This is a genomic window from Streptomyces sp. NBC_01451 (assembly GCF_036227485.1).
Taxonomy (GTDB): Bacteria; Actinomycetota; Actinomycetes; order Streptomycetales; family Streptomycetaceae; genus Streptomyces.
Genome location: NZ_CP109479.1, coordinates 8,759,946 through 8,783,364, shown reverse-complemented (window position 1 = coordinate 8,783,364; position 23,419 = coordinate 8,759,946). Strand labels below are relative to the sequence as shown.

Here is a 23,419-nt window from a genome sequence, read left to right as displayed (position 1 = left end):
GAACTATGCAGACCAAGCACAATGAGCACACTGACCAGTGCCCAGGGGGGGTTACCGGGTGGATACGCCTGTGCCAAAAGCGAGGAGCGACAACCGCTCCGACGCCTTACGTCCGACACCTGATGCCTGATGTCTGATTCCTGACGTCCGATGTCCAATGTCTGACGTTTGATTCCGCCGCGTGCCCACTCCGTGCCGCTGCGGTCACCAGTCTGTTCGCCACAGGACCCACAGGGGGGTTGGTGTGCCCAAACCATGACCACCACACGTCTGGCAGCGCTCGGCCGTGCGGAACCAACGCTGCTCGCGCTCGCCCAACGGCTTCTCACCGTCGCCGAGTCCGGGCTGCCGGCGATGCTGCTCCCCGGCGGTGAGACCTTCGTCTTCACCATGACCGGGCGGGAAACCCCCAGCGGCGCCTGGACCTTGGAGCGGCGCGGGACCAGCACCCGGTACGCGGCCATCACCGCGCTGGGCGCCCAGTACCTCCCCGAGGACCGCCAGCGCGCGGTGCTCGGCGGACACACGGCGCAGGAGTTCACGGGTCTGCTGGTCCAGTCACTGCCCTCGGTGACCAACCTCGGTGACGCGGCGCTGATCGCCTGGGCCGCCGCCGAGACCGACCACCCCAAGTTGTCCGACGCCGTCGCCCGGGTCGACGCCCTCGACGACGAGGACCGGCCGCAGTACACCGTCGAGGCGGCATGGGTGCTGTCGGCCCTCGCGGCGGCTCGCGGCACGGTCGATGTGGAGAGACGTTTCACCGCGGCTCGCGACCGGCTCCTGCGGGCCCGGATCGGGGACAGCCCGCTGTTCCCGCACGCGACCGGGCCCGGCCTGGTGCCCTGGTACCGGTCGCACGTGAGCTGCTTCGCGGACCAGACGTATCCGCTCCAGGCCCTGGCCCGGGCGCACGCCAGCGGCGACAGTGACGGTGATCCGGAGGCACTGGCCGCCTCCGAGGCCTGCGCGGCGCGTATCTGTGAACTGCAGGGCGACGGCGGGCAGTGGTGGTGGCACTACGACGCGCGCACCGGCGGTGTCGTGGAGGGCTACCCGGTCTACAGCGTCCACCAGCACGCGATGGCACCGACCGCCCTGTTCGATCTGACCGACGCGGGCGGCAGCGACTTCGGCGCGTCGATCCGCAAGGGCCTGCGCTGGATGACGGACGTGCCCGAACTGACCGCCGGGAACGAGGAGCCGATGATCCTCGACGAGCTCGGCGTCACCTGGCGCAAGGTCTACCGGGGCGACCCGAAGAAGGCCGTACGCGCCGCCCGAGGACTCGGCACCCGGGTCGCGCCGAACCTCCGGCTGAAGTCCCTGGACCGGGTGTACCGCCCCCTCTCCGTGGACCGCGAGTGCCGACCGTACGAATTCGGCTGGATGCTCCACGCCTGGCTGGGGGGACGAATATGAGCGGGCGCCGGACTCTGTTCGGGGTCGAGCTCGACCCGCTGACCATGGACGAGACCGTGCGGCGCTGCCTCGAAGCGGTCCGGGACGGCCACCAGTTGGAGATCGGTGTGGTCAACGCCGCGAAGCTGGTGAACATGCGGCGCGACCAGCGGCTCGCCGACGCGGTGGCCGGCTGCGATCTCGTCGTCGCCGACGGACAGGCCGTCGTCTGGGCCGGCCGGGTGCTGCGCGCCCCGCTGCCGGAACGGGTGGCCGGCATCGACCTGTTCATGCGACTGCTGGCCGAGGCCGAGACGGCGGGCATCTCCGTGTACTTCCTGGGCGCCAAGCAGGAGGTGCTGGAGGAGATGCTGTGCCGGGTGGCCGACCGCTTCCCCGGCCTGAAGGTGGCCGGCAGCCGCAACGGCTACTTCGACGACTCCCAGCAGGAATCCATCGCCGGCGACATCGCCGACAGCGGCGCCCAGATGCTGTTCCTCGGCATGACCTCGCCGAAGAAGGAGATCTTCACCGCCGCCTACGGCGAACGCACCTGCGCCCGCGTCGTGCACGGAGTCGGCGGCTCCTTCGACATCCTGGCCGGGGTCACCAGGCGGGCCCCCGAGGTCTGGCAGCGGTGGGGAGTCGAGTGGCTCTACCGCGCACTGCAGGAGCCGCGCCGCCTCGGCCGGCGCTACCTCACCACCAATGCCGCCTTCCTTCTCATGACGGCGCGGGAGCTCATCCGGCTCACCCCGTCGCCCGCCTCCGCGAACAGGAGCAGCTGATGCGCGTAGTCGTGGTCGGACAGGGATACGTCGGCCTGCCGCTGGCCATCCGCGCCGCCGAGGTCGGACACGAGGTGATCGGCTACGACGTCGACGCCCGGCGGATCAAGACCCTCGCCGCCGGTGAGTCCTTCGTCGAGGACGTCTCCTCCGAGCGGATCCGCGCGGCACTGGACAACGGCTCGTACCGCCCGAGCGAGTCGGCCCGCGACTGCGGCGGCTTCGACATCGCCGTGGTGACCGTGCCGACCCCGCTGCACGAGGGCACTCCCGACCTCCGTTACATCAGGGAGTCGGCGGTCACCCTCGCCCGGTACCTGCGCCCCGGAGCCACCGTCGTCCTGGAGTCGACAACCTACCCCGGCACCACCCAGGAGCTGTTCGCGCCGATCCTGGAGGACGGCTCGGGCCTGACCGCGGGCGCCGACTTCCACCTCGGGTACAGCCCGGAGCGGATCGACCCCGGCAACGCCGTCTGGGGCTTCAAGGAGACCCCGAAGGTCGTGTCCGGGGTCAACGAAGCCTCACTCAAGGCCGTTGAGGGCTTCTACGCCGAGCTCGTCGACACCACCGTGCCGGTGAGTTCGCCCAAGGAGGCCGAGCTCGCCAAACTGCTGGAGAACACCTTCAGGCATGTGAACATCGCGCTGGTCAACGAGATAGCGATGTTCGCCCACCACCTGGACATCGACGTCTGGCAGGCCATCGACGCGGCCTCCAGCAAGCCCTTCGGCTTCATGAAGTTCACGCCCGGACCGGGTGTCGGCGGCCACTGCCTGCCGATCGACCCCTCGTACCTGTCCTGGCGGGTGCAGCGCGAACTCGGGCAGAGCTTCCGCTTCGTGGAGCTGGCCAACGACATCAACAACCACATGCCCGAGTACGTGACACGCCGCATCAGCGACCTGTTCAACGAGCAACGCCGTTCCGTCAACGGCTCCCGCATCCTGCTGCTCGGTCTGGCGTACAAGAAGAACACCAGTGACGCCCGTGAGTCGCCCGCCCTGCGCATAGCCCAGCTGCTGCTGGACATGGGAGCCCAGGTCAGGGCGGCGGACCCGCACGTGGTCGAGAGTCTGCCGGTGGACAGCCGGCTGGTACGGGTCGAACCGACCCCGGAGGAGCTGGCTGCCGCCGATGTCGTGGTCCTGCTCACCGACCACGACAGCTTCGACTACGAACTCGTGGCCGAGCACGCCCCCTTCGTCCTCGACTGCCGTCGACGGATGTCGTCGGGCTCCACGATCGAGGTGCTCTGAAACCATGCCGCGAATCGTCTGCGTCGCCGGGGCGCGACCCAACTACATGAAGATCAAACCGGTGATGGACGCCCTGGAACGCCGGGGCGCCGAGGTGGTCCTGGTCCACACCGGCCAGCACTACGACCCGGCCATGAACGACGTGTTCTTCGCCGACCTCGGCATCCGTCCGCCCGACCGTTTCCTCGGGGTCGGTTCCGGCAGCCACGCCGAGCAGACCGGACGCGTGATGACCGCGTTCGAGCCGCTCCTGGACGAGGTGTCCCCGGACATCGTCGTGGTGGTCGGCGACATCAACTCCACCCTGGCCTGCGCCCTGGTCACCGCCAAGGCCGGGCCGCTGCTGGCCCACGTCGAGGCGGGCCTGCGCAGCCGCGACTGGAGCATGCCGGAGGAGGTCAACCGCGTCGCCACCGACCGGGTCAGCGACTACCTCCTGGCTCCCTCGCCCGACGCCGCCGAGAACCTGCGCGCGGAAGGCTACCGGGACGACCAGATCCACCTGGTCGGCAACGTCATGATCGACACTCTGCTGGCCAACCTGGAACGGGCCAGGGCCTCGGACGTCCTCACCCGGTACGGCCTGTCCAGGGGCGAGTACGGCCTGGTCACCCTGCACCGCCCCGCCAATGTGGACGACCCGGAAGTCCTGACCGCGCTGCTGAAGGCCCTGGGCGAGATCGCCGGCCGTTGTCCGCTCCTGCTGCCCGTGCACCCCCGCGCGTCGCAACGGCTGGCCGAGATCGGCGTCCCCGGGGGTGTCCGGCTCGTACCGCCCGCCGGATACCTGGACTTCATCGCCCTGCAGGACTCCGCCCGTGTCGTGCTGACGGACTCCGGTGGCATCCAGGAAGAGACCACCGCGCTGGGCGTGCCGTGTGTGACCCTGCGGGACAACACCGAGCGGCCCATCACCGTCGAGCAGGGCACCAACGTGCTGGCCGGCCGCGATCCGGCGCGGATCGTGTCCACCGTGAACCGGGTTCTGGACGCTCCGCCCGCCCCGCGCCGACCCGAACTGTGGGACGGCCGCGCGAGCGACCGGATCGCGGATGTGCTGCTGGAGGGGGGCGACGCGAGCACTCGACAGAGACCGACCGACCGGCCGAGAACCACGGACCGCACGTTCCCCATATGATCCGCTTGAAACACATGCTCGTAGAACATTTGGCCGCAAGGGGGGACCGCCATGGATCTCGCTGAGATCTTCCGGGTCACGCGCAGGCGCTGGTACGTCCTGCTGCCCGGACTGCTGCTGACCGCCGGTCTGGTGGCCGCCGTGGTGCTGCTGGTTCCGGTCACCTACCAGTCGCAGAGCACGGTGCAACTTCTGAACTCCCCGAAGGCCACCGTCGCCTACGGCGGCAACCCCTTCCTCAGCACCCAGACCTCGCTCACCGGCATGGCCGACAGCCTGGCCCGCAACCTCAACTCCGACGGCTCCGTCCGGGAACTCAAGTCCCGTGGCGCCAGCGGTACGTTCGAGGCCAAGATCGCGGACAACGCCCAGGGTCCGCTCATGTGGCTCACGGTCACCGGCACCGACAAGTCCGCGGTGCTGGCCTCGGACCGCATTCTGACCGCGTACGCCACGGACCGGCTGAAGCAGTTCCAGGAACAGCAGTCGGTCGATCCGAAGGCCATGATCCAGATGATGACGATCGTGGTCCCGCAGCCGCCTGTGGCAGACACCAAGACCCGGCTCGAATACATGATCATGGCCGGTGGCGGGGGCCTGGTACTGAGCCTCGTCGCCGTCTTCTACGTCGAGGCGCGCCGCCGGTCGCAGCCACCGGTGAAGCCGGAGGAACCCACGGAGCCGGCCGACGCCCCCGAGCCGGCGCCGGCGGCCGAATCCCGTGCCACCGCCCCCCGGGCGGCGGCCGAGGAGTCGGTCGCGGAACAGACGATCGCTCTGCGTACCCCGCCCGCCTGGGCGCGGTCCGCGAACAGGCCTGCCGCGGAGCCGAGAGCGGGACGGGCCGCCACGGTCGTGGCACCCGCCGCCGAGCCGCTCGACGAGGAGTCGACTCATGGACAGCGTTCGCACACCGGACAGCGAGACCGCTGAACCCAGCGACACCCCCGCGCCGCCCGCCGCGCCCTCCCTCGGCGGGAAGGTCCGTTCGGCTGCCCGCTGGAGCCTGATCAACACCGTTGTCATGCGGCTGGGCAACTTCGCGACCGGCATCCTGCTGGCACGCTTCGCGCTCGGACCGGCGGAGTGGGGCGTCTACGGCATCGCCCAGACCGTGCTGCTGGTCCTGCTGTCCGCGAACGAGCTGGGCGTGGGCCTGGCCATCGTGCGCTGGGAGGGCGACGCACGACGCTTCGCACCCACCGTGCTGACCCTCAGCGCCCTCTCCAGCGGCCTGCTGTACGTGACACTGTTCGCGGCGGCACCGACGGTGGCGGGCCTGCTCGGCTCGCCGGACGCGGCGAACGTGCTGCGGGTGATGTGTCTGTGCGTGGTGATCGACGGGGTGGCACAGGTGCCCGCCGGTTTCCTCACCCGGGAGTTCGCCCAGGGCAAGCGGATGATCGTCGACGCGCTGAACTTCGTGGTCAGCACCTCGGTGACGCTGCTGCTGGCCTTCGAGGGCTGGGGCGCGATGAGCTTCGCCTGGGGGGCCGTGGCGGGGAACGTCGTGACGCTGTTCGGCTGCTGGCTGGCGGCGCCGGGCACCCTCAAGTTCGGCTGGGACCCGGACCAGGCCCGGGCGCTGCTCAGGTTCGGGCTTCCGCTGGCAGGGGCGAGCATGCTGGCCCTCGCCGTGGTCAACGTCGACACCATGGTGGTGGGCGCGACGCTGGGCAATGTGTCACTGGGTTTCTACGTACTCGCCTTCAACATGTCCGGCTGGCCCGTGCGCATCATCTCCGAGGCCGCCCGCCGGGTCTCCTTCGCCGGTTTCTCCCGCCTGGCCGACTCGCCGCAGGCGCTCGCCCAGGGCTTCAGCCGTGGCCTGGGCGTGGTGATCACCGGCACCGTCCCGCTGTGCGTGCTGCTGGCCTGCCTCGCGGGGCCCGCCATCCAGCTGATCTACGGCAGCCAGTGGGCGCCGGCCGCCGCGGCCCTGCCCTGGCTGATGGCCCTCGGGCTGATCCGTATCGGCAGCGAACTCGCCTACGACTGTCTGGTCGCGATCGGACAGCGCCGGTCGCTGTTCCTGGTGCAGGGCCTGTGGCTGGTGGCCCTGGTCCCGGTGCTCCTCGTCGCCGCCCGCACGAACGGCATCGTCGGCGTCTCACAGGCCCATGTACTGGTCGCCGGCGGCCTGGTGGTGCCCGTGTTCCTCGTCGCCCTCAGCCGTGGCGGGATCGGTGTCGGCCTGATCGCCAGGGCCTGCGCGTGGCCCTTCCTCGGCGGAGCCGTCATGGCCGCGATCATCCTCGGTCTGGAGCCCCGGTTCGGTGACGGCCGGTTCGCACTGCTCGCCATCAGCACGCTCGCCCTGGCCGGTTACACGCTGTGCGTACTGCCCAGCCGCGACTTCCTGCGCGGTGTCGACCGCGGCGACCGGTCCCAGCACGGTCGGCACCGGCCCTCCGCACCGGGCCGGCCCACCCAGAAGGACCTGAGGTGAACCTGATGTCACGGCGTATCAGCCGGAACTCCCTCACCGGACTGCTCCTTGCCGCCCTGCTGGCGGTGCTGGGTGCGGCCTGCTCCGGATCGGACCAGGCCGCGTTGCCGGACTGCCCGGACGAGGCACTGACCTGCCCTGCGGGCGGATCCCCGGCCGCATCCGGTGCCAGCCCCTCGGCCACGGTCGGCGAGGCGACGGGCCGCCCCTCCGCCCCGGCGTCCCCGACGGGCAAGCCCACCGGCGCGGCGAAGCCGACCGCGACCCCGGCAGGGACTCCCGCCACCACAGCGGGCGCCGGCACGTCGTCGGGCGCGCCCGCTGCCGGGGCCGGCTGCGCCTCTCCCGGCGACTGCGGATTTCCCGACGCCGACACCACCGGTCCGCGCGTCCCCCTGACACCCCACAAGACCGGGTACATGGCGGTCCGCACCGACGGGCAGGTCATCCGGGGCTGGGACATCACCGGCTCGCTCGACATCTACGCGAACGACGTCACCGTCATCGACACCAGGATCACCTCGGACAACTGGTGGGGCATCAACCTGCGCCCCGGTTACAGCGGCCTGCGGGTCCTGCACTCCACCATCACGGCCGTGCCCGGCAAGGGGCCGGACAACGGCGGTGTGGACTACGCGGTGTCGAACATGGGGGACAGCTCCATCGAGGTCGGCTGGTGCGACGTCTCGGTGTTCGGCGACGCCCTGTCCATGGGGCAGGGGAACCTGCACGACAACTACGTGCACGACATCGTCCCGTTCATCAACCTGGGCGGCGAGTGGCAGCACACCAACACGGTGATCAGCGGCGGCGGCAACACCGGCCACCTGATCATCCGCCACAACACCCTGCTGAACCCGACCGGCCTCAAGCAGGGTGCCTCGGGCAGCATCGGCCTGTTCGCGGACACCGGGGTGGTCCGCAACGTCACCGTGGCCGACAACTGGATCGCCGGCGGCGCGTACGCCCTGTACGGCGGCAGCACCGGCGCCACCGGGATCAGGGTCACCGACAACGTCTTCTCGACGGAGTACCACCCGGCCTCCGGCGGGTACGGCGTGGTCGCCCACTGGAACGCGGGCGGTGCCGGAAACGTGTGGCGGAACAACAGGATGTCCGACGGCCGCCCGGTCCAGCCGGAGCCGGCGTCATGAGCGCGGTCGTACGCCGTCCCGCGCGGGCGCCCTGGACCCTGCTCAAGGCGTTGTTCGGCTGGCTGGTGCTCTTCGAGGCCAGGAACAAGATCCTGCTGGCCCCCGGCGCGGTTCGGCTGCGCCGGATCGAGAACGCCGAGACCCGGCGGCTCGCCGCCGGCCTGCCGTCGCCGCCCTCGGCGCTGGTCGCCACAGTGATCGCCACCCACCGACGTCCCGAGGCACTGCGCGCCGCGGTGCGCTCGGCACTGCACCAGACCGTTCGCGACCAGGTCGTGATCGTGGTCGACGACGGCGCCGGACTGCCCGAACTCCCGGACGATCCAAGGCTGTTCGCCGTCTCCCTGGCACACAACACCGGTGTGGCGGGAGTCGTGCGCAACGTGGGCATCCGCCTTGGCCGCTCGCGGTACGTGGCGTTCCTGGACGACGACAACCTGTGGGAACCCGACCATCTGGAACGGACGTTGGCGGTCCTGGAGTCCCCCGGCGGGCCCGACGCCGTCTACACGGCACTGCGCCGTGTGCTGCCCGACGGAAGCGAGAAGGACGTCCTGTCGGTGCCCTACGACCGGCGCCGCGCCGCCCGCGAGTCCTTTCTGGACACCAACGCCTTCGTGGCCCGCCGTGATCGTTCACTGCGCTTCAGCCGCCTGCGCCGGACACCGGACGTGATGCCCCGGGAGGACTGGGAGCTGATCCACCGGTACGCCCGCGGGCACCGGGTGCTCCATGTGCCGCACCCCACCGTCCGGTATCTGGTGAACCCGGCCAGCTTCTACACCCGGTGGTGACGTCCGGATGAAGCCGAACCGCTCGGCCGACCCTTGCTCCGCCGACCGTTGCTCCTCCCCCGCCGTTCCTCCCCCGCTGCTCTCTCTGACTGTTCCTCTCCCGCTGTTTCTTCTCCCGTACCGAACACAGGTGGTTGATCCCATGGCCCGCTCCCGCGCCCTCAGGAACAAGTTCGTCGACGCGCCCGGCTCGCTGGGCGAACGCATGCGCATCGCCCGCTGGGAGCGGTTTCGGCGCTGCTTCCCGGGCATCGAGAACATGAGTGTCGTGGACCTGGGCGGGACGGCCGACATGTGGCTGCGCGCCCCCCTCCGTGCCAAGCACGTCCACCTGATCAACCTTGCGGAGCACCCCGCCGAACTGCCCGACTGGATCACCGCGGAGGTCGCCGACGTCACCGACGAGGCGGTCGCCGCCGAACTGAGCGCCAAGGGCGGCTACGACCTGGTGTTCTCCAACTCGACCATCGAGCACGTGGGCGGCCACAGCCAGCGCCGGAAGTTCGTCTCGGCCGTCGAGTCGCTGGCGCCGCTGCACTGGATCCAGACGCCCTACCGGTACTTCCCCGTCGAGCCCCACTTCGTGGCGCCCGGCTTCCAGTTCCTGCCGCTCGCCGCCAGGGCACGTCTCGTACGCCGCTGGCCGCTTGTCCACAGCCGCCCCGACAGCCCGGAGTCGGCGATGGACGCGGTGATCAACATCGAGCTGCTGACCCGCACCGAAATGCGCTATCTGTTCCCCGGTTCGGTGCTCCTCAGCGAGCGGGTGCTCGGTGCCCCGAAGTCACTCATAGCCGTCAGAACGGAGCCCGTATGCTGAACAACCTCATCAACAGACATGACGCGGACCGATTACTGCGCAAAGTACGGCGATTAGAACTCGACCCGGTACTGACCAAGTTCCGGGTTCACGGCGGCGCACGAGTGGTCCGGCACTGGTCCCGGGTCGACCCGTCACTGACCGAGTGGTGGGCGATACCGGCAGTCGTCAAGCGATGGAACCTGCTGATGACCGGCGACCCCGGCCTCTCCTTTCCCGAGTACGTGGCCGCCGAGTACTTCGCGCCGCGCACCGATCTGCGCGGCCTGTCCTTGGGGTGCGGCACCGGCGGCAACGAACTGCTCTGGGCGAGGACCGGCGCGTTCGGCCGCCTGGAGGGCGTGGACGTGGCGCAGCAGCGGATCGACTTCGCGACCCGCGCCGCCATCGAGCAGGGTCTCGCGGACGTCCTGCGCTTCCGGGTCAGTGACGTCAACCGGATGACCGGCGGCGGGGAACGCTTCGACGTACTGCTGGGTCTGCAGTCACTGCACCATTTCGACGACCTCGACGAGACCCTGCCCCGGCTGTCCCGACTGATCGAGCCCGGCGGGACGTTCGTGGTCGACGAGTTCGTCGGCCCCACCCGGTTCCAGTGGACCGACGGCCAGCTGGAGGCGGCGAACGACCTCCTGGACCGGCTGCCCGAGGAACGGCGGCGTCAGGCCGACGGCCGGATCAAGCACCGTGTCGTACGGCCCAGCAGGCTGTCGATGGTGCTGGACGACCCCTCTGAGGCGGTCGACGCGGCGGCACTGCTGCCAGGCCTCCGGCGCGAGTTCGACGTCGTCGAGGAACGGCCGTACGGGGGTACGGTGTTGCACATCGCGCTCTCAGGAATCGCGCACAACTTCCTCGACCAGAAGCCTGAGACGGTGGCGCTGCTGGAACGGTGCTTTGCCGCGGAGGACGCGGTGCTTACTGATGTGGGGCACGATTTCGTTGCCATGGTGTGTCGGCCTCGGAGTGATCCGGGCTGAGGGGGTGCCGCGATCTGTCGTCGGCCGGCCGCGGCGCCGTCGTGGCTTGTCGCGCAGTTCCTCACGCCCCTTCGGTGCGCCCCTGTGGGCGCTCGCTGTTACGGGCCAGGTGTTCTGCGCAGGGCGCCCGGTCTGGCCAGCGCGGCTGCCGCCGCGCGGGCGGCCGGGCGGCCCAGTGCGGCACGGGAGGTCTCCCGGAGGAGGACGGCGGTACGGAAGGCGGCCGTGGCGAGGGGGCCGTGACGCTTGCGGTACAGGCGGACGCGGTTGAGTGTGAGGAGGGTCCACAGCCGGGGCGACACCTGGGAGTCGCCTCCCAGGTGGACCGCCTCGGCCGTGGGCTCCAGCTGGGTGGCGTATCCCCGGTCCCGCGCCCGCAGGCAGTACTCGGTCTCCTCCGAGTAGAGGAAGAAGGACTCGTCCCACTGCCCGCAGACGGCCAGGCAGTCACCCGAGACGGCCATGAGCGCGCCGGTCGCCCAGTCCGCGCGCGTGGGCCCCCGGTACGCGGCCGGGTCGGTGACGAGCTCGCTCAGGCGCGGGAAGCGTCCCGCCCTGGTGTTGCCGATGAGGGCCTCGCCGAACGCCCGGGCCACACTCGACTCGCGGCGCAGTGAGCGGTGGGGCGTGTCACTGCCCTCTTCGTAGAGAAGGGGTACGGCGATGCCGACACCCTCACCGAGACTGTCGACGAGGCGTTTGGCGCAGCCCTCCCGCATCCGGATGTCGGGGTTGCAGATGAGGACGGTCCCGTACTCACCGGCCGCGCCCAGTGCCGCGTTGACCCCGGCCGCGTACCCCGCGTTGCGGCCGGTCTGGACGACGGTGGCGTCGGGGGCCAGCGTCCGGAGCACCTCGACGGTGTCGTCGGCGGAGTCGTTGTCGGCGACGACGAGCCGCCAGTCGAGGCCGGTCATGCCGTCGGGAAGCGCGTCCAGGAACCCGGGAAGCACCGAGGCGCTGTTCCAGGTGACGACGATGACGGCGACGGTGCTCATCGGGACTCCGCGAGTTGGGGGAGCTGGGCTTCGGACGCCTTGCGAGGGGCGGGGACCGTCGGGGTGTCCGCTGCCGCGGCCTCGGCCGCCTCGCGGCGGATGAAGCCGAGGTAGCTGCCGCCGGCGCCCAGGGTCAGGAAGAACATCCCGGCGTACATCGGGAAGCTGAGCGCGTCGAAGGTGGCGCTGATGACCAGGGCGACCAGGGCCGAGGCGAGGAACGCCTGCCCGAGTTCGCGGTCCGAGTCGGTGCGGGCGAGCCGGCGGACGGCACCGCCGGTGTGTATCCCGGTGACGAACAGGGCGAGCAGGGCGACGAGCCCGACGACCCCCATCTCGGCCAGGGTCAGCATGTACTGGTTGTCGGTGAAGAAGTACAGGTCGGGGGTGAAGGTGCCGAATCCCCTTCCGAACCAGGGGTGTTCGTTGAGGTAGGGGACGATCGCGCTGTATTTCACGGTGCGCGCCTGGGTGCTGCTGTCGGAGCCGGCGAAGAAGGTGGCGAACAGGTTGGTGATGGTTCCGATCAGCCCGGGGATGATCACCTTGAAGCCGGCCACCGAACCCAGGATGATCCCGATCGCGGCCCAACGGCGCTGCGGCTTCCAGCGGGGCACCATCACCATGATCACGATGGCGGCGCCGATGATGGACGTCCTGGACACCGTGAGCGGAAGCGCACCGGCCATGATCGCCACCGGGGCCCAGCGGCGCATCGCGCCGGCATGACGGCGTACCGGATCGAACGCCTGGTGGACGGCGAAGGGAACGAGGATGGCGAGCATCCCGCCGAACTCCAGCGGATGGGCCGTGGTGGAGCGCGGCCGGGTGAACGACCCGCGGTCCATGGCGCTGATCCCGGCGGTGCTCGACTGGAGGCCGGGGATGTGGATGGAGTCGGCGATGTTGGTCGCCGCGAAGAAGTCGTAGTAGCCGATCAGGGCCACCACCGTGCCCAGGACGACGAGCCGGCGCATCAGGGTCTCCAGTCGGCCGCGCTCCTGGATGCCGGCCGAGGTCAGCACCACCAGCGCCACCCACACGCCGAGCCCGATGAGGCCGCGGTCCGCTCCGAGGACCTCCTCGTGCGAGCTGTCGCGGCTCGCGTCCGCGAGGTAGGACAGCAGCACCGCCACGGCGAGCAGGCACATCGCCACGCGCGGGAGCCTGGTGCCCTCGGCGGGACGGATACGGCCGCCGAGCCAGGTCGCGAGGTACCAGAGAAGCCCCAGCAGGGCGAAGACGTTGGCCGGGGTGCCGACGCCGCCCAGCGCGGGCAGGGTCAGGTTCGACGGGACGAAGAAGGCGAGCACCAGATAGCCGGTGAGGATCGTCGTGGCGTCCAGCCGCCGCACCAGGAGGCCCCTGGGCTCCCGCTCGGGAGGCTGGGCGCGATGGCGCCGGGGCAGGTATCCGGCCGTGGCGCGTCCCCGGCGGCGGACCACCGCGACACCCTCGGCCAGGATGGACAGCAGGAACGCGCTGACGATCCCGACGATGAGGACGGACGCGATGTTCTGGTACCGGGCCTTCGACTGGGAGACCGGTGTCTGCGGCAGCACGACCGGCGTGGCCTGCACGGAGTACTTCGCCGGCACCTTGGAGGCGGCCTGCAGGGCCTTCAGCTGCTCCGCGGCGAACCTGGTGAGGGTGGTGGTCTCCCGCAGCACCTTCGCCCGGTCGGTGCCGGTGACGCTCAGGGTGAGCAGCGGGCTGTCGGCCTCCGGCGCGAAACCGGCCGTGTAGCGGTCGGTGACACCGCGGGAGTGCAGTTCCTTGGCCGAGTCGCTCGACTGGAGGGTCCTGATCAGCACGTCGGCCGTGACGACCAGCGAACCGCCCGCGTTCGATATGGGGTTGCCGAAGGTCGGCGCCAGATCGGCGACCGCGGTGGAGTCGAGCAGCGTGACGGAACTCTGCGACTCGTAGGACACCGGGATGGTCCGGTACAGGTAGCCGCCCGCGAAGAGACTGAGCAGGGTGAGGGGCACCATGAAGTACCAACGCCTGCACATGATCGCCCAGATGTCGCCAAGGCTCATGAGAACTCCCCCCGGCCCGGTGCTGCGATACCGGACGTCCGGGCTCCGGGACAGCATAGGCCTCGTGATCTGGTGGCGATCCGCCCCCGCGCCTGCGAGGATCGGTGCCGACGGAAGGAATCCCCGTGTCGCCCCGTGACGTCGCCGAAGCGCTGCTCCGCCGCTGGTACGTGCTTGTGCTCGCGCTCCTGCTGACAGCTGTCGGCGCCTACCCGGTGATCCGGCCCGCTCCGCAGTATCTGAGCTCGGCGGTGGTCGTCCTGAAGCCGCCCGTGACGGGGAACCAGCCGAACCAGCTGACAAATCTGCAACCGCCGCTCGCCACCCTTTCGTACGGGGTCATCCAGCAGCTCGAATCGCCCGCCGGGCGGCGGGAGCTCAGATCCGCGGGTGTTCGGGGGAAGTACCAGCTGATCCCGCGCAACAGCGGCACCAGCGCGACGCCCGCCTATCTGATCCCCTCGTTGCAGATCCAGGCGCGGGCCGCCGACCCGGTCGAGGCCGACACCGCGGTCCGCCGGATCATCGAGATCTACTCCGGGCATGTGGCGGACGTCCAGAAGGCGCAGGGAATCACGGCGGCGGCGCGGATCAACGCCTCCGTCCTGGTGGCCCCGAGCGCCGCCCGGGTGCTGGGCACCAAGAGCCGCGCGGTGGCCGGTACGGCACTGCTGGGCGCGACCGCCGCGCTCCTGAGCGCGCTGTGGTTCGACCAGTACGCGCTGCGCCGCAGGAGCAGGAAGGGCGGTTCCCCGGACCCACGCCGCTACGCGGTGACGGCACCCGTGGCCAACTGAGCCGGGCGCCGTCAGCGCGTCCCGCGCTGAGCGTTCGCGCATCAGATGCCGCGGCGCTTCCAGGACTGCCACCACAGCCATTCCCGTCCGCGGTCGACCACGGCCGACCACACCAGCGGCTGGAGATACGGCATCAGCCCGGCACCGACGCGCTGCCGTCTGTGCAGCGCCTGGTATTCGGGCAGGGAGGTGAACCCGGGACGGCACTCCGCGGCGAAGGCGACGAGGTCGTCGACCGGGACGACGTCGGTGCGCCCCCGGTCGTAGGCGCGGTACGCGCGCCGCAGGGCATAGCGGGCGAGCCGGGTGTGCACCGTTTCGGCCAGTTGCTCGGCCTGCGGGAGGTGGTCGGCGCATTTGGCGAGGACGGAGTCGAAGGCGACGAGGCGTTGGCGCAGGTCGTCGAGCTGGCCGCCGAAGTCGGTGGTGGACATGTTGTTGCCGTGGACGCGGTAGAAGGCCTGGTCGGCGCCGCGTACGTAGCCGACGTCGGCGCGGGCGGCGAGCCGCATCCACATCTCGATGTCGCCGGCGTGCGGAAGTTCGGGGTCGTAGCCGCCCACCTCGCGCTGCAGGCTGGTGCGGACGACGACCTCGGGCGAGGTGATGCAGCCGGTGCCTTCGCGGAACCGGCGCTCCAGCCACCAGTGCCCGGGGTAGACGACCGAACCGGTGCTCTGTGTACGGGCCTTGGGCAGCGGGCCGCCGTGCTGGAAGCGCAGCGGGCGGCCGTAGGCGAACCCCGCTTCCGGGTGAGCGTCCAGCAGGGCGGCGGCGCGTACCAGTGCGCCGGGGACCAGCCGGTCGTCGGCGGACAGCAGTGCGACGTAGTCGCCGTCGGCCCACTCCAGGAGGCCCTCGTTGTAGGTGGCGATGTGTCCCTTGTTGGTTTCGTGGACGCGGACCTCGATGCGTGAGTCGGCGGCGGCCAGCTTGAGCGCGATCTCCGCCGAGTCGTCGGGAGAGGCGTCGTCGATGATGAGTACCCGGACGTCAACGCCGTCCTGCTCGTCCAGGACGCTGCTCACGCAGTCGGCGAGGAAATGGCCGTACTTGTAGCAGGGGATGACAACGCTGACGGTACTCATCTGTTGGGAAAGCCAATCCCCGTCGGTGGCCTACCGCGGTTGTGCGGGAGGCCACCGACGGTGGGTTGTGATCGGTCAGTTCTTCTTGTGGACGGTCTTGCTGGTGAGGGTCCAGACGCGGGACGTCACCGTGTGGTGCTGCTTGTCCCGGGCCGTGACCGTGATCTTGAACCGCGTGCCGTCCGGCAGCGGGGTGGACAGGTGGACGGACACCTTGTGGGTGGCCCGGTTGTAGGAGAGGACGGCCTTGACCTTGAGCTTCCCGGCGGCAGCGGCCTTCGCGCCCGGCAGGACGGTCACCGTCGCCTTCACCGTGGACAGCTTGGCCGTGCTGGGCAGCGAGGTGACCAGCGGGTTGGCCGCGTCGGCGGTGCGCGCCAGCGCGGAGGTGCCCACCTCCGAGGATGTGCCCGACGTCAACGACGCGGACGGGTCGTCGGCGGTGAAGACCGGCCCCACCCAGTAGTTCGCGGAACCATAGGAACCGGTGGGGAAGGCCACGTCACTGCCGTACCGGTACAGCCCGTTGTGGGCCGTGCTGATGTCGGCGGTGGCGGTCAGCGGGTAGGACTTGTGGGCCGACGCGAAGTAGCCGCCGTCCACCGCGTAGTTGCCGTTCGGCGCGTGGTAGGAGACGACGTACGCGGTGTCGGCGCTGATCGCCACCGGGGTCGCGAACGTCATCGTCTGCCAGCCGGAGGCGGACTCGGTGGTGAAGGTGCCGGTGGCGAGGAGCGTGCCGTCGGCGGACCAGAGGCTGCCCGTGTGGGTGCCGGTGTTGGTGGCGCCCTTGTAGAAGGTGACGCCGGTGACCCAGCCGCTCGCCGAGGACTGGAACCTGGTGCCCAGTTCGAGGGAGTTGGGGTCGTCGGTGACGGCGGTCCTGGCCGGCACGGTGCTGGAGTTCCACAGCGTGCAGGGGCAGGTGACCGCGGGCGGGGTGGAACTGGTGGTGAACGACCACGTCACCGGGGCCGACATGGCGTTGCCCCACAGGTCCTCGGCCTGGACGGACGCGGTGTACGTGGTGTGCAGTTCCAGTTCCGTCGACGGGGTGAACGTCGCCTGGTTCGACGCGGGGAGCGTCTTGGTGCCTGGCACGGTGTTGCCGTTCGGGTCCTTCAGGGTGAACGCCAGGGTGTCGGCGTCGATGGCGTGGTCGAAGACGGCCGACACCGGTGCCGTGATCGACGCGCCGGTCGCTCCCGACGTCGGTGAGGTCGAGGTGACGACGGGCGGGGTCGTACTGGCCGTCGAGGTGTCGAGCACCACGTCCACCCAGTAGTTGCTGCCCGAGGACGCCGAGGACGGGAAGGCGCTGGTCGAGCTGTAGCGGTAGACGCCGTTGCCGCCGTCGGTGCCCGACTGGAGTGCCGTGAGCGGGGCCAGGCCGGCCGCGCCGGAGGAGAAGTAGCCGCCGTCGTAGGAGTATCCGCCGTTGGGGGCGAAGTACGAGGCGACGTAGGTGGTGTTGGCCTTGACGGTGACCGGGGTGGCGAAGTTCAGCTGCTGCCAGCCGGAGGCCGTCTCGTTGGTGAAGGTGCCGGTGGCCAGGCGGGTGCCGGAGGCGCTCCACAGACTGCCGGTGTGGGTGCCCGTGTTGGCCGGCGACTTGTAGAAGCGGACGCCGGTGATCGAACCGGCCACCGTGGTGCGGATCTTGACGCCGAGCTCCAGCGGGCCGTTGTCGCCCGCGTTGAGGGTGCCGGGCACCGCGGTGGCGGGCCAGACGGTGCAGGGGCACGCCTGGGGGCCGACGGTCACCGGGATGGTGGTGACGGCGCCGATGTTGACGCTGTCGTCGACCGCGCGGACCTTGATGGACGCGCTGCCCGGGGCTGTCGGCGTCCAGCTGTACGTCCAGGACGTCAGTCCGGTGGCGGCGTTCCAGGTCGTTCCACCGTCGGTGGACACCTCGACGCGGGCCACCACGCCCCCGCCGGAGTCGGCGGCGGTGCCACTGATCGTGACCGGCTTCAGTGCCGGGACGGTGACGCCGGAGGCCGGGCTCGTCACGGTGACGGCCGGGCCGGTGGTGTCGGTGGAGGCGGTGGCACTGGCGAGGTTGCTCTGCAGGGTCAGCGGCTGGACGCCCATGTCGGCGAGGACGTTCACGGTCGCCTGCTGCATGCGGGCGTCCTCGGTGACCACGACGTCCTCGGGGTCGTACGTGGGGAGGTTGGTCAGGCCCCACGACCACTGGACGGTGCCCGCTCCGAACACCAGGGCTCCGGAGTCCTGGTCGCGGAACTCGACGAGATTGTGCGTCGCGGTGCCGTTGCCGTACATGTTGCCCCAGTCGAGGCGGTACTTGCCGTCGTCGATGTCAACTGTCGTGGACGACAGATGGATCGCTCCGGCGGGCCTGGTGCTGTTGACGATGTCGCTGTCCCACTCGTAGCCGAGGGTGCCGGCCGGGAAGGTGGCCGTCTGGCTCGACGTGAGGTTCGCGATGGAGGTGTTGCGCCAGATCCGGTTCTTGCCGTACGAGCCGGGGACCGTGATCGAGTCGGCGCGGTAGCCGTTCACCGTGAACATGGAACCGGTGAGGATGTTCGGCGGCTGGTAGGTCTGGCCGTAGGAAGTGCTGGTCGGGTCCATCCAGGTGCCGGTCCAGGTGCCGCTGGGGTCGGCGATGCCGTTGCCCTGCGTCATCTTGGTCATCTTGTAGCAGACCAGGGTCCGGTTCGCCGTGCTCGTGCCGTCGTTGCTCGCGGCGAGCCGGGTCTTCCAGAAGACCTCGTTGCCGCTGAAGAAGGCCTGCCGGACGCCTGCCTTCCTGGCCGCCAGCACGTTGGAGTACTGACTCTGCGTCCAGTACTCGTCGTGGCCGGAGGACAGGTACACCTTGTGCCTCGGCAACAGGGTGGCGCCGTTGGTCGACACGTCCACGCCCGACAGATAGCTGACGTCGTAGCCGTTGCGCTCCAGCCAGGACAGCATCATGAACTCGGAGCCGTAGATGCCGTTGTCGCCGCCGATGTCCAGCGGCCGGTTGTAGCTGACCTCGTAGGCGCGGCCGTCCGGCGCGGGGCCCGCGCCGCCGTAGAAGTCCTGGCCGCCGTAGTCGTTGTAGGCCTGCCAGGTCTGGTCACTGGTCTGTACGACGATGTCGGAGGTGCTGGAGTCCTTGCGGACGACGAACGGGTACGGCATCAGGCCGTCGCCGTCCGTCTGCGTCAGGTTCGCGATGTACAGGCCGGACACGGCGTCGCTGGGCACCGCCCAGGACGCGGTCACGGGCCAGTTGCCGCAGTCGACGAGTCCCGTGCTGCTCTTGGTGGTGCAACTGGCGGGATTGCTCGTGTAGTTGGCCGAGTAGGTCACCGCTGCCTGGGCCGCGGTCGACATCAGACGTGCCCCGTCGCCGCCGTACCAGCCGAGGCGGTAGATCTCGACGTGGTACGAGACCGGTGACTGGATCTTGAACTGGACGGTGTCACCGGCCTGGACGCTCTCCTTGGTGGAGAAGCCCTTGATGCCACCGTAGGCGTTGGGCGAGTACCAGTCGGACATAGGGCTGCCCGTCTTGGAGTTCTCGCAGACGATCGCGTTCGAAGCGGTTCCGCACGGATCGGATGCCGCCTGTGCGGGCAGGGCCTGCGGGAGCACCGCCCATATCAATGCTGCTACGACGGCGAGGCGCCCGCCCCGGATCCGTCTGCCCCATCTGTTCATGTGTACCTCTCAGCGGTGCTGTGCTGGGCCGACCCTGAATTGTCGGCGTGGAGCGTGAAACAGGGGACCGATCAGCTCTGGAGCGCCTTGGTGAGCGTGTCCACGACGCGTTGCTGCTGGTCGGGGCTTATCTGGGGGAAGAGCGGCAGCGACACGATGCGGTCCGCCGCCTTCTCGGCGTGGGGGAAGTCGCCGCGGGCGTGGCCGAGATGCCGGAATGCCTCGGTGAGGTGGACGGGCGCGGGGTAGTGCACCCCCGCGCCGATGCCTTCCGCGTTGAGTTTGCCGACGATGTCGTCCCGGTCGGTGCCGTCGACCTGGACGACGTACAGGTGCCATACGTGGACGTTGCCGGCGTCCGTCGTGGGGAGCACGACCCGCCCGGTGGACGCCAGGTCGGCGAGCAGTAGGTCGTAGCGGGCAGCGGCGGCCCGCCGGGCCGCGTTGCCGTCCGCCAGCCGGGACAGCTTGGCCCGCAGGACGACGGCCTGCAGCCCGTCCAGACGGCTGTTGAACCCGGGGACGTCGTGGCGGTACTTGGCGACGCCGCCGTGGTTCGCTATCGCGCGTACCAGGCCCGCGAGTTCCTCGTCGTCGGTGAGGACCGCGCCGGCGTCGCCGTAGGCGCCCAGGTTCTTGCCCGGGTAGAAACTGGTCGCCGCGATCCCGCCGCTGCCGGGTGAGCGTCCCTCGCGGGTGGCGCCCTGGCACTGGGCGGCGTCCTCGACGACCCGTACCCGGTCGGGCACCTGACCGGCCAGCGCGGTCACCTCCGCCATCTGCCCGTACAGGTGCACCGGCACGACCGCGCGGGTGGCCGGGCCGACGGCGTCCAGCGCGGCCTGCGGGTCGAGGAGGTAGGTGTCGGGCAGGCAGTCGGCCAGGACGGGCCTGGCGCCGATCCGGGCGACCGCTCCGGCGGTGGCGATGAAGGTGTTGGCGGGTATGACGACCTCGTCGCCGGGCCCGACCCCGCTCGCGCGCAGGGCGAGTTCGACGGCGTCGGTGCCGTTGGCGACGCCCACGCAGTGCGCGACGCCGCCGAAGCCGGCGTACTCGCGCTCGAAGGCTCCCACCTCGTCGCCGCCGATGAACGCGGTGTTGGCCAGGATCCGTTCGAATCCGGCCCGTACCTCGTCGGCGACCTCCTCATGGGCCGCTTTCAGGTCCACAAGCGGAATCTGGTTCATCTCAGCGGTCCCCCCACTGTTGTTCGTGCTGTTGTCCGTGTCGCGAGTTCGTCCAGCGCGGGCGCCGCCGCCGCGCGCAGTCGCCGGGCCGGGCTCCCCACCCAGACCTCGCCCGGCGGCACATCACCGAGCACGGCGCTGCCCATCCCGACCAGCGACCAGGCGCCGACCACCGTGCCCTCCCGGACCAGGGCTCCGGAGCCCACATAGGCGCCCCGCTCCAGCCGCGCTCCCCCGCCCAGGCGGACACCGGAGGCGATCGTGGCGAAGTCCTCGACCACGTCGTCATGGGTGAGGACGACCTGCGGCATCACCGCGACATGCGCGCCCACCCGCACGGCGGCGGTCAGGACACAGTGCGCGAGCAGCACCGAGCCCGGACCGACCTCCGAGGTCGCCGACACCGAGGCCGTCGGGTGGATCACGGTGGCGTAGCGGTCCGCCGGCAGGCCGAGCCTGCGGACCAGGCGGGCGCGGGCCGCGTAGTCCCGGGGATTGCCCACACAGATCACGACCCGCGTCCCGGGCAGGTCGTGGACCAGGTCGCAGCCGCCGAGCACGGGCACGCCGTCCACCTCGGTGCCGTGCAGGGCGGAGTTGTCGTCGAGGTGCCCGAGCAGGTCGACGTCACCCGCGTCCCGTACGGCCTGTGCGGTCTCCCGGGCGAAGCCGCCCGCGCCGATGATCAGAAGTCCGCTCATCCACGGGCCTGTTCGCGCAGTGCCGCCACGACGCGGTCCTGCTGCGCCTCGGTCAGCGTGTGGAACAGCGGCAGGATGAGCGAGTCGCGGCTGATCCGCTCGGTGACCGGCAGCGGCGCGGCCGGGTGCCCCTCGTAGGCGGGTTCGAGGTGCGAGGCCATGATCCCGCGCCGGGCGGAGACGCCGGCCTCGGCGAGCGCGCCGAGCAGGTCGTCGCGGCCGACGGGGAAGTCCTCGGCCAGCAGCACCCAGTAGGACTGGAAGTTGCTCTGCCCGTGCTCGGGGTCGCGTACGGGGGTGAGTCCGGGCACGTCCCGCAGCAACGCGTCGTAGCGGGACGCCAGTTCGCGGCGGCGGGCGATCATCGCGTCGAGTTTGCCGAGCTGGACCAGGCCGATCGCGGCCTGGACGTCCGTCATCCGGTAGTTGTAGCCGACTTCGAGGTAGCTCTCCAGGACGGGCCTGCTGCTCGAATGGCGTTCGGCCGCCGAGGCGTTCATGCCGTGCTCGCGCAGTCGGCGCAGGCGTACCGCCCACTCGGCGTCGTCGGTGGTGATCATGCCGCCCTCGCCGGTGGTGACGAGCTTGCGGGGGTGGAAGGACCAGGCGGCGATCAGCGCGCCCTGTCCGACGGGCTTGCCGCCGACGGTCGAGCCGATGGCGCAGGCCGCGTCCTCGACGAGGGGCAGGTCCCAGTCGGCGCAGGCGGCGCGCAGGCTGTGCACGTCGGCCGGTACGCCGCCCTGGTGGACGGCGAGGACGGCCTTGGTGCGGGGGGTGCGGACCGCGTCCACGGTGGCCGTGGTCAGGTTGCCGGTGGCGGGGTCGACGTCGGCGAACACGGGCTCGGCACCCACGTAGCGCACGGCGTTGGCGGTGGCGATGAACGACAGCGACGGCACCACGACCTCGTCACCGGGGCCGAGGCCGAGCGCGACGAGCGCCAGGTGCAGGGCGGTGGTGCAGGAACTGACGGCGATGCCGTGCTCGGCGCCCACCCGCTCGGCGAAGGCCTTCTCGAAGGCGGCGACCCTGGGTCCCTGGGCGACCCACCCCGACAGCACGGCGTCGGAGGCGGCCTTGGCCTCCTCCTCACCGAGCCAGGGGATCATCACCGGGATGCGGTCAGTGCTCACTTGGCGGCCTCCGCAGCGGCGGCGTCGGCGGCGCGCTCGGCACGCCACCACTCCACCAGGTCCTTGAGCCCCGTGCGCATGTCGATCCGGGCCGTGAAGCCGAGCCGCTCGGCGGCCCGGGTGGTGTCCGCGAGCCGCCGGACCACGCCGTTCACCGCGCGGGCGGGCCCGTGCTCCGGCTCCAGGCCGGAGGCGCCCATGGCCTCCAGCAGGCCGTCGGCGAGTTCGCGCAGCGAGGTCTCCGTGCCGCTGGCGACGTTGAACACCTCGTCCGTCACATCCGACTCGGCGGCCAGCACATTGGCTCTGGCGATGTCCCGGACGTCGACGAAGTCCATGGTCTGCGTGCCGTCGCCGAGGATCAGCGGCGGCTCGCCCGCCTCGATGCGCTCCATCCAGCGGATGAGCACCTCGGTGTACAGGCCGTGGATGTCCATCCGGGGGCCGTAGACGTTGAAGTAGCGCAGCGCCACGTAGTCCAGCCCGTACATGGCGTGGAAGCTGCGCAGCATGCCCTCGTTGAAGGCCTTCGCCGCGCCGTAGAACGTGTCGTTGTTGTACGCGTGGTGGCGCTCGGTCGTCGGGAAGGTCTCGGCCATGCCGTAGACGGACGCCGACGACGAGGCGATCACCTTGCCCACCCCGGCGTCGGCCGCGGCCTCCAGGACGTTGAAGGTGCCGTCGACCATGACCTCGTTGGCCAGCCGGGGTTCCTGCGCGCACTGGGTGATGCGGATCGCGGCGAGGTGGAACACCAGGTCGGCGCCCTCGGTGACCTTCCGTACGGTGGCCGCGTCCCGGATGTCGCCCTCGACGACCTCCACGACGCCGCTGGGCATGGCCTTGGCGAGGTTGGCCCGCCGCCCGCGCACGAAGTTGTCCAGCACCACGATCTCGCGGGCGCCGCCTTCGGCCAGGAGGTCGACGAGATTGGAGCCGATGGTGCCCGCTCCCCCGGTGACCAGGATCTTCTTGCCTCGTACGCTGCTCAACTGCCCTGCCTTCT

19 protein-coding genes are annotated in these 23,419 nt (G+C 70.3%); 11 read left to right on the top strand and 8 right to left on the bottom strand.

Annotated elements, in window-relative coordinates:
• Positions 1-255 precede the first annotated feature (255 nt).
• The 10 genes from OG595_RS38680 (at position 256) to OG595_RS38635 (ending at position 10,783) form a co-directional block, all read left to right on the top strand.
• Positions 256-1,422, top strand: coding sequence for a hypothetical protein (locus OG595_RS38680; protein ID WP_329280458.1), 1,167 nt, complete (start codon positions 256-258; stop codon positions 1,420-1,422).
• Positions 1,419-2,189: a WecB/TagA/CpsF family glycosyltransferase gene (locus OG595_RS38675; protein ID WP_329280456.1), complete on the top strand. Its 771-nt coding sequence runs from the start codon at positions 1,419-1,421 to the stop codon at positions 2,187-2,189. Before OG595_RS38680 ends, OG595_RS38675 begins: the two co-directional genes overlap by 4 nt.
• On the top strand, positions 2,189-3,448 hold the full coding sequence (locus tag OG595_RS38670; protein ID WP_329280454.1) for a nucleotide sugar dehydrogenase: 1,260 nt from the start codon (positions 2,189-2,191) through the stop codon (positions 3,446-3,448). The genes OG595_RS38675 and OG595_RS38670 overlap by 1 nt, the downstream gene beginning before the upstream one ends.
• Positions 3,449-3,452: 4 nt before the next feature.
• Positions 3,453-4,586 (top strand): non-hydrolyzing UDP-N-acetylglucosamine 2-epimerase, encoded by a 1,134-nt coding sequence (gene wecB / locus OG595_RS38665; protein WP_329280453.1) that lies wholly within the window; start codon positions 3,453-3,455, stop codon positions 4,584-4,586.
• Positions 4,587-4,637: 51 nt separating this feature from the next.
• Positions 4,638-5,519, top strand: coding sequence for a chain length determinant protein (locus OG595_RS38660; protein WP_329280451.1), 882 nt, complete (start codon positions 4,638-4,640; stop codon positions 5,517-5,519).
• Positions 5,482-7,035 (top strand): oligosaccharide flippase family protein, encoded by a 1,554-nt coding sequence (locus OG595_RS38655; RefSeq protein ID WP_329280449.1) that lies wholly within the window; start codon positions 5,482-5,484, stop codon positions 7,033-7,035. Before OG595_RS38660 ends, OG595_RS38655 begins: the two co-directional genes overlap by 38 nt.
• 5 nt (positions 7,036-7,040) lie before the next feature.
• Entirely contained in the window at positions 7,041-8,189 is a 1,149-nt protein-coding gene (locus tag OG595_RS38650) for a hypothetical protein (protein WP_329280447.1), read from the top strand.
• Positions 8,186-8,983, top strand: a complete 798-nt coding sequence (locus OG595_RS38645; RefSeq protein ID WP_329280445.1) for a glycosyltransferase family 2 protein — start codon at positions 8,186-8,188, stop codon at positions 8,981-8,983. The genes OG595_RS38650 and OG595_RS38645 overlap by 4 nt, the downstream gene beginning before the upstream one ends.
• Before the next feature lie 142 nt (positions 8,984-9,125).
• Entirely contained in the window at positions 9,126-9,803 is a 678-nt protein-coding gene (locus OG595_RS38640) for a class I SAM-dependent methyltransferase (protein ID WP_329280443.1), read from the top strand.
• Positions 9,797-10,783, top strand: coding sequence for a class I SAM-dependent methyltransferase (locus OG595_RS38635; protein WP_329280441.1), 987 nt, complete (start codon positions 9,797-9,799; stop codon positions 10,781-10,783). Before OG595_RS38640 ends, OG595_RS38635 begins: the two co-directional genes overlap by 7 nt.
• A 98-nt stretch (positions 10,784-10,881) precedes the next feature.
• Here OG595_RS38635 and OG595_RS38630 read toward each other — a convergent pair whose 3' ends face one another.
• Positions 10,882-11,781: a glycosyltransferase family 2 protein gene (locus OG595_RS38630; protein ID WP_329280439.1), complete on the bottom strand. Its 900-nt coding sequence runs from the start codon at positions 11,779-11,781 to the stop codon at positions 10,882-10,884.
• The gene (locus tag OG595_RS38625; RefSeq protein WP_329280437.1) at positions 11,778-13,823 is read right to left on the bottom strand and encodes an O-antigen ligase family protein; all 2,046 of its coding nucleotides are present in this window, start codon (positions 13,821-13,823) and stop codon (positions 11,778-11,780) included. The genes OG595_RS38630 and OG595_RS38625 overlap by 4 nt, the downstream gene beginning before the upstream one ends.
• Positions 13,824-13,948: 125 nt before the next feature.
• On the opposite strand from OG595_RS38625, the gene OG595_RS38620 reads away from it, so the two are divergent.
• On the top strand, positions 13,949-14,620 hold the full coding sequence (locus OG595_RS38620) for a hypothetical protein (RefSeq protein WP_329280435.1): 672 nt from the start codon (positions 13,949-13,951) through the stop codon (positions 14,618-14,620).
• Positions 14,621-14,661: 41 nt separating this feature from the next.
• On the opposite strand, the gene OG595_RS38615 is transcribed toward OG595_RS38620, so the two are convergent.
• From OG595_RS38615 to OG595_RS38590, 6 genes are all read right to left on the bottom strand, one after another.
• Complete coding sequence (locus tag OG595_RS38615) at positions 14,662-15,708, bottom strand: glycosyltransferase family 2 protein (protein WP_329280433.1); 1,047 nt, start codon at positions 15,706-15,708, stop codon at positions 14,662-14,664.
• Between the two features lie 75 nt (positions 15,709-15,783).
• Complete coding sequence (locus tag OG595_RS38610; RefSeq protein WP_329280431.1) at positions 15,784-19,224, bottom strand: DUF4082 domain-containing protein; 3,441 nt, start codon at positions 19,222-19,224, stop codon at positions 15,784-15,786.
• Positions 19,225-19,457: 233 nt separating this feature from the next.
• Positions 19,458-20,576, bottom strand: coding sequence for a DegT/DnrJ/EryC1/StrS family aminotransferase (locus OG595_RS38605; protein ID WP_329280429.1), 1,119 nt, complete (start codon positions 20,574-20,576; stop codon positions 19,458-19,460).
• The gene (locus OG595_RS38600; protein WP_329280427.1) at positions 20,573-21,277 is read right to left on the bottom strand and encodes an acetyltransferase; all 705 of its coding nucleotides are present in this window, start codon (positions 21,275-21,277) and stop codon (positions 20,573-20,575) included. The genes OG595_RS38605 and OG595_RS38600 overlap by 4 nt, the downstream gene beginning before the upstream one ends.
• The gene (locus OG595_RS38595) at positions 21,274-22,413 is read right to left on the bottom strand and encodes a DegT/DnrJ/EryC1/StrS family aminotransferase (RefSeq protein ID WP_329280425.1); all 1,140 of its coding nucleotides are present in this window, start codon (positions 22,411-22,413) and stop codon (positions 21,274-21,276) included. The genes OG595_RS38600 and OG595_RS38595 overlap by 4 nt, the downstream gene beginning before the upstream one ends.
• Positions 22,410-23,405 carry an NAD-dependent epimerase/dehydratase family protein gene (locus tag OG595_RS38590; protein WP_329280423.1) on the bottom strand — a complete coding sequence of 332 codons (996 nt, stop codon included), beginning with the start codon at positions 23,403-23,405 and terminating at the stop codon, positions 22,410-22,412. The genes OG595_RS38595 and OG595_RS38590 overlap by 4 nt, the downstream gene beginning before the upstream one ends.
• Positions 23,406-23,419 lie beyond the last annotated feature (14 nt).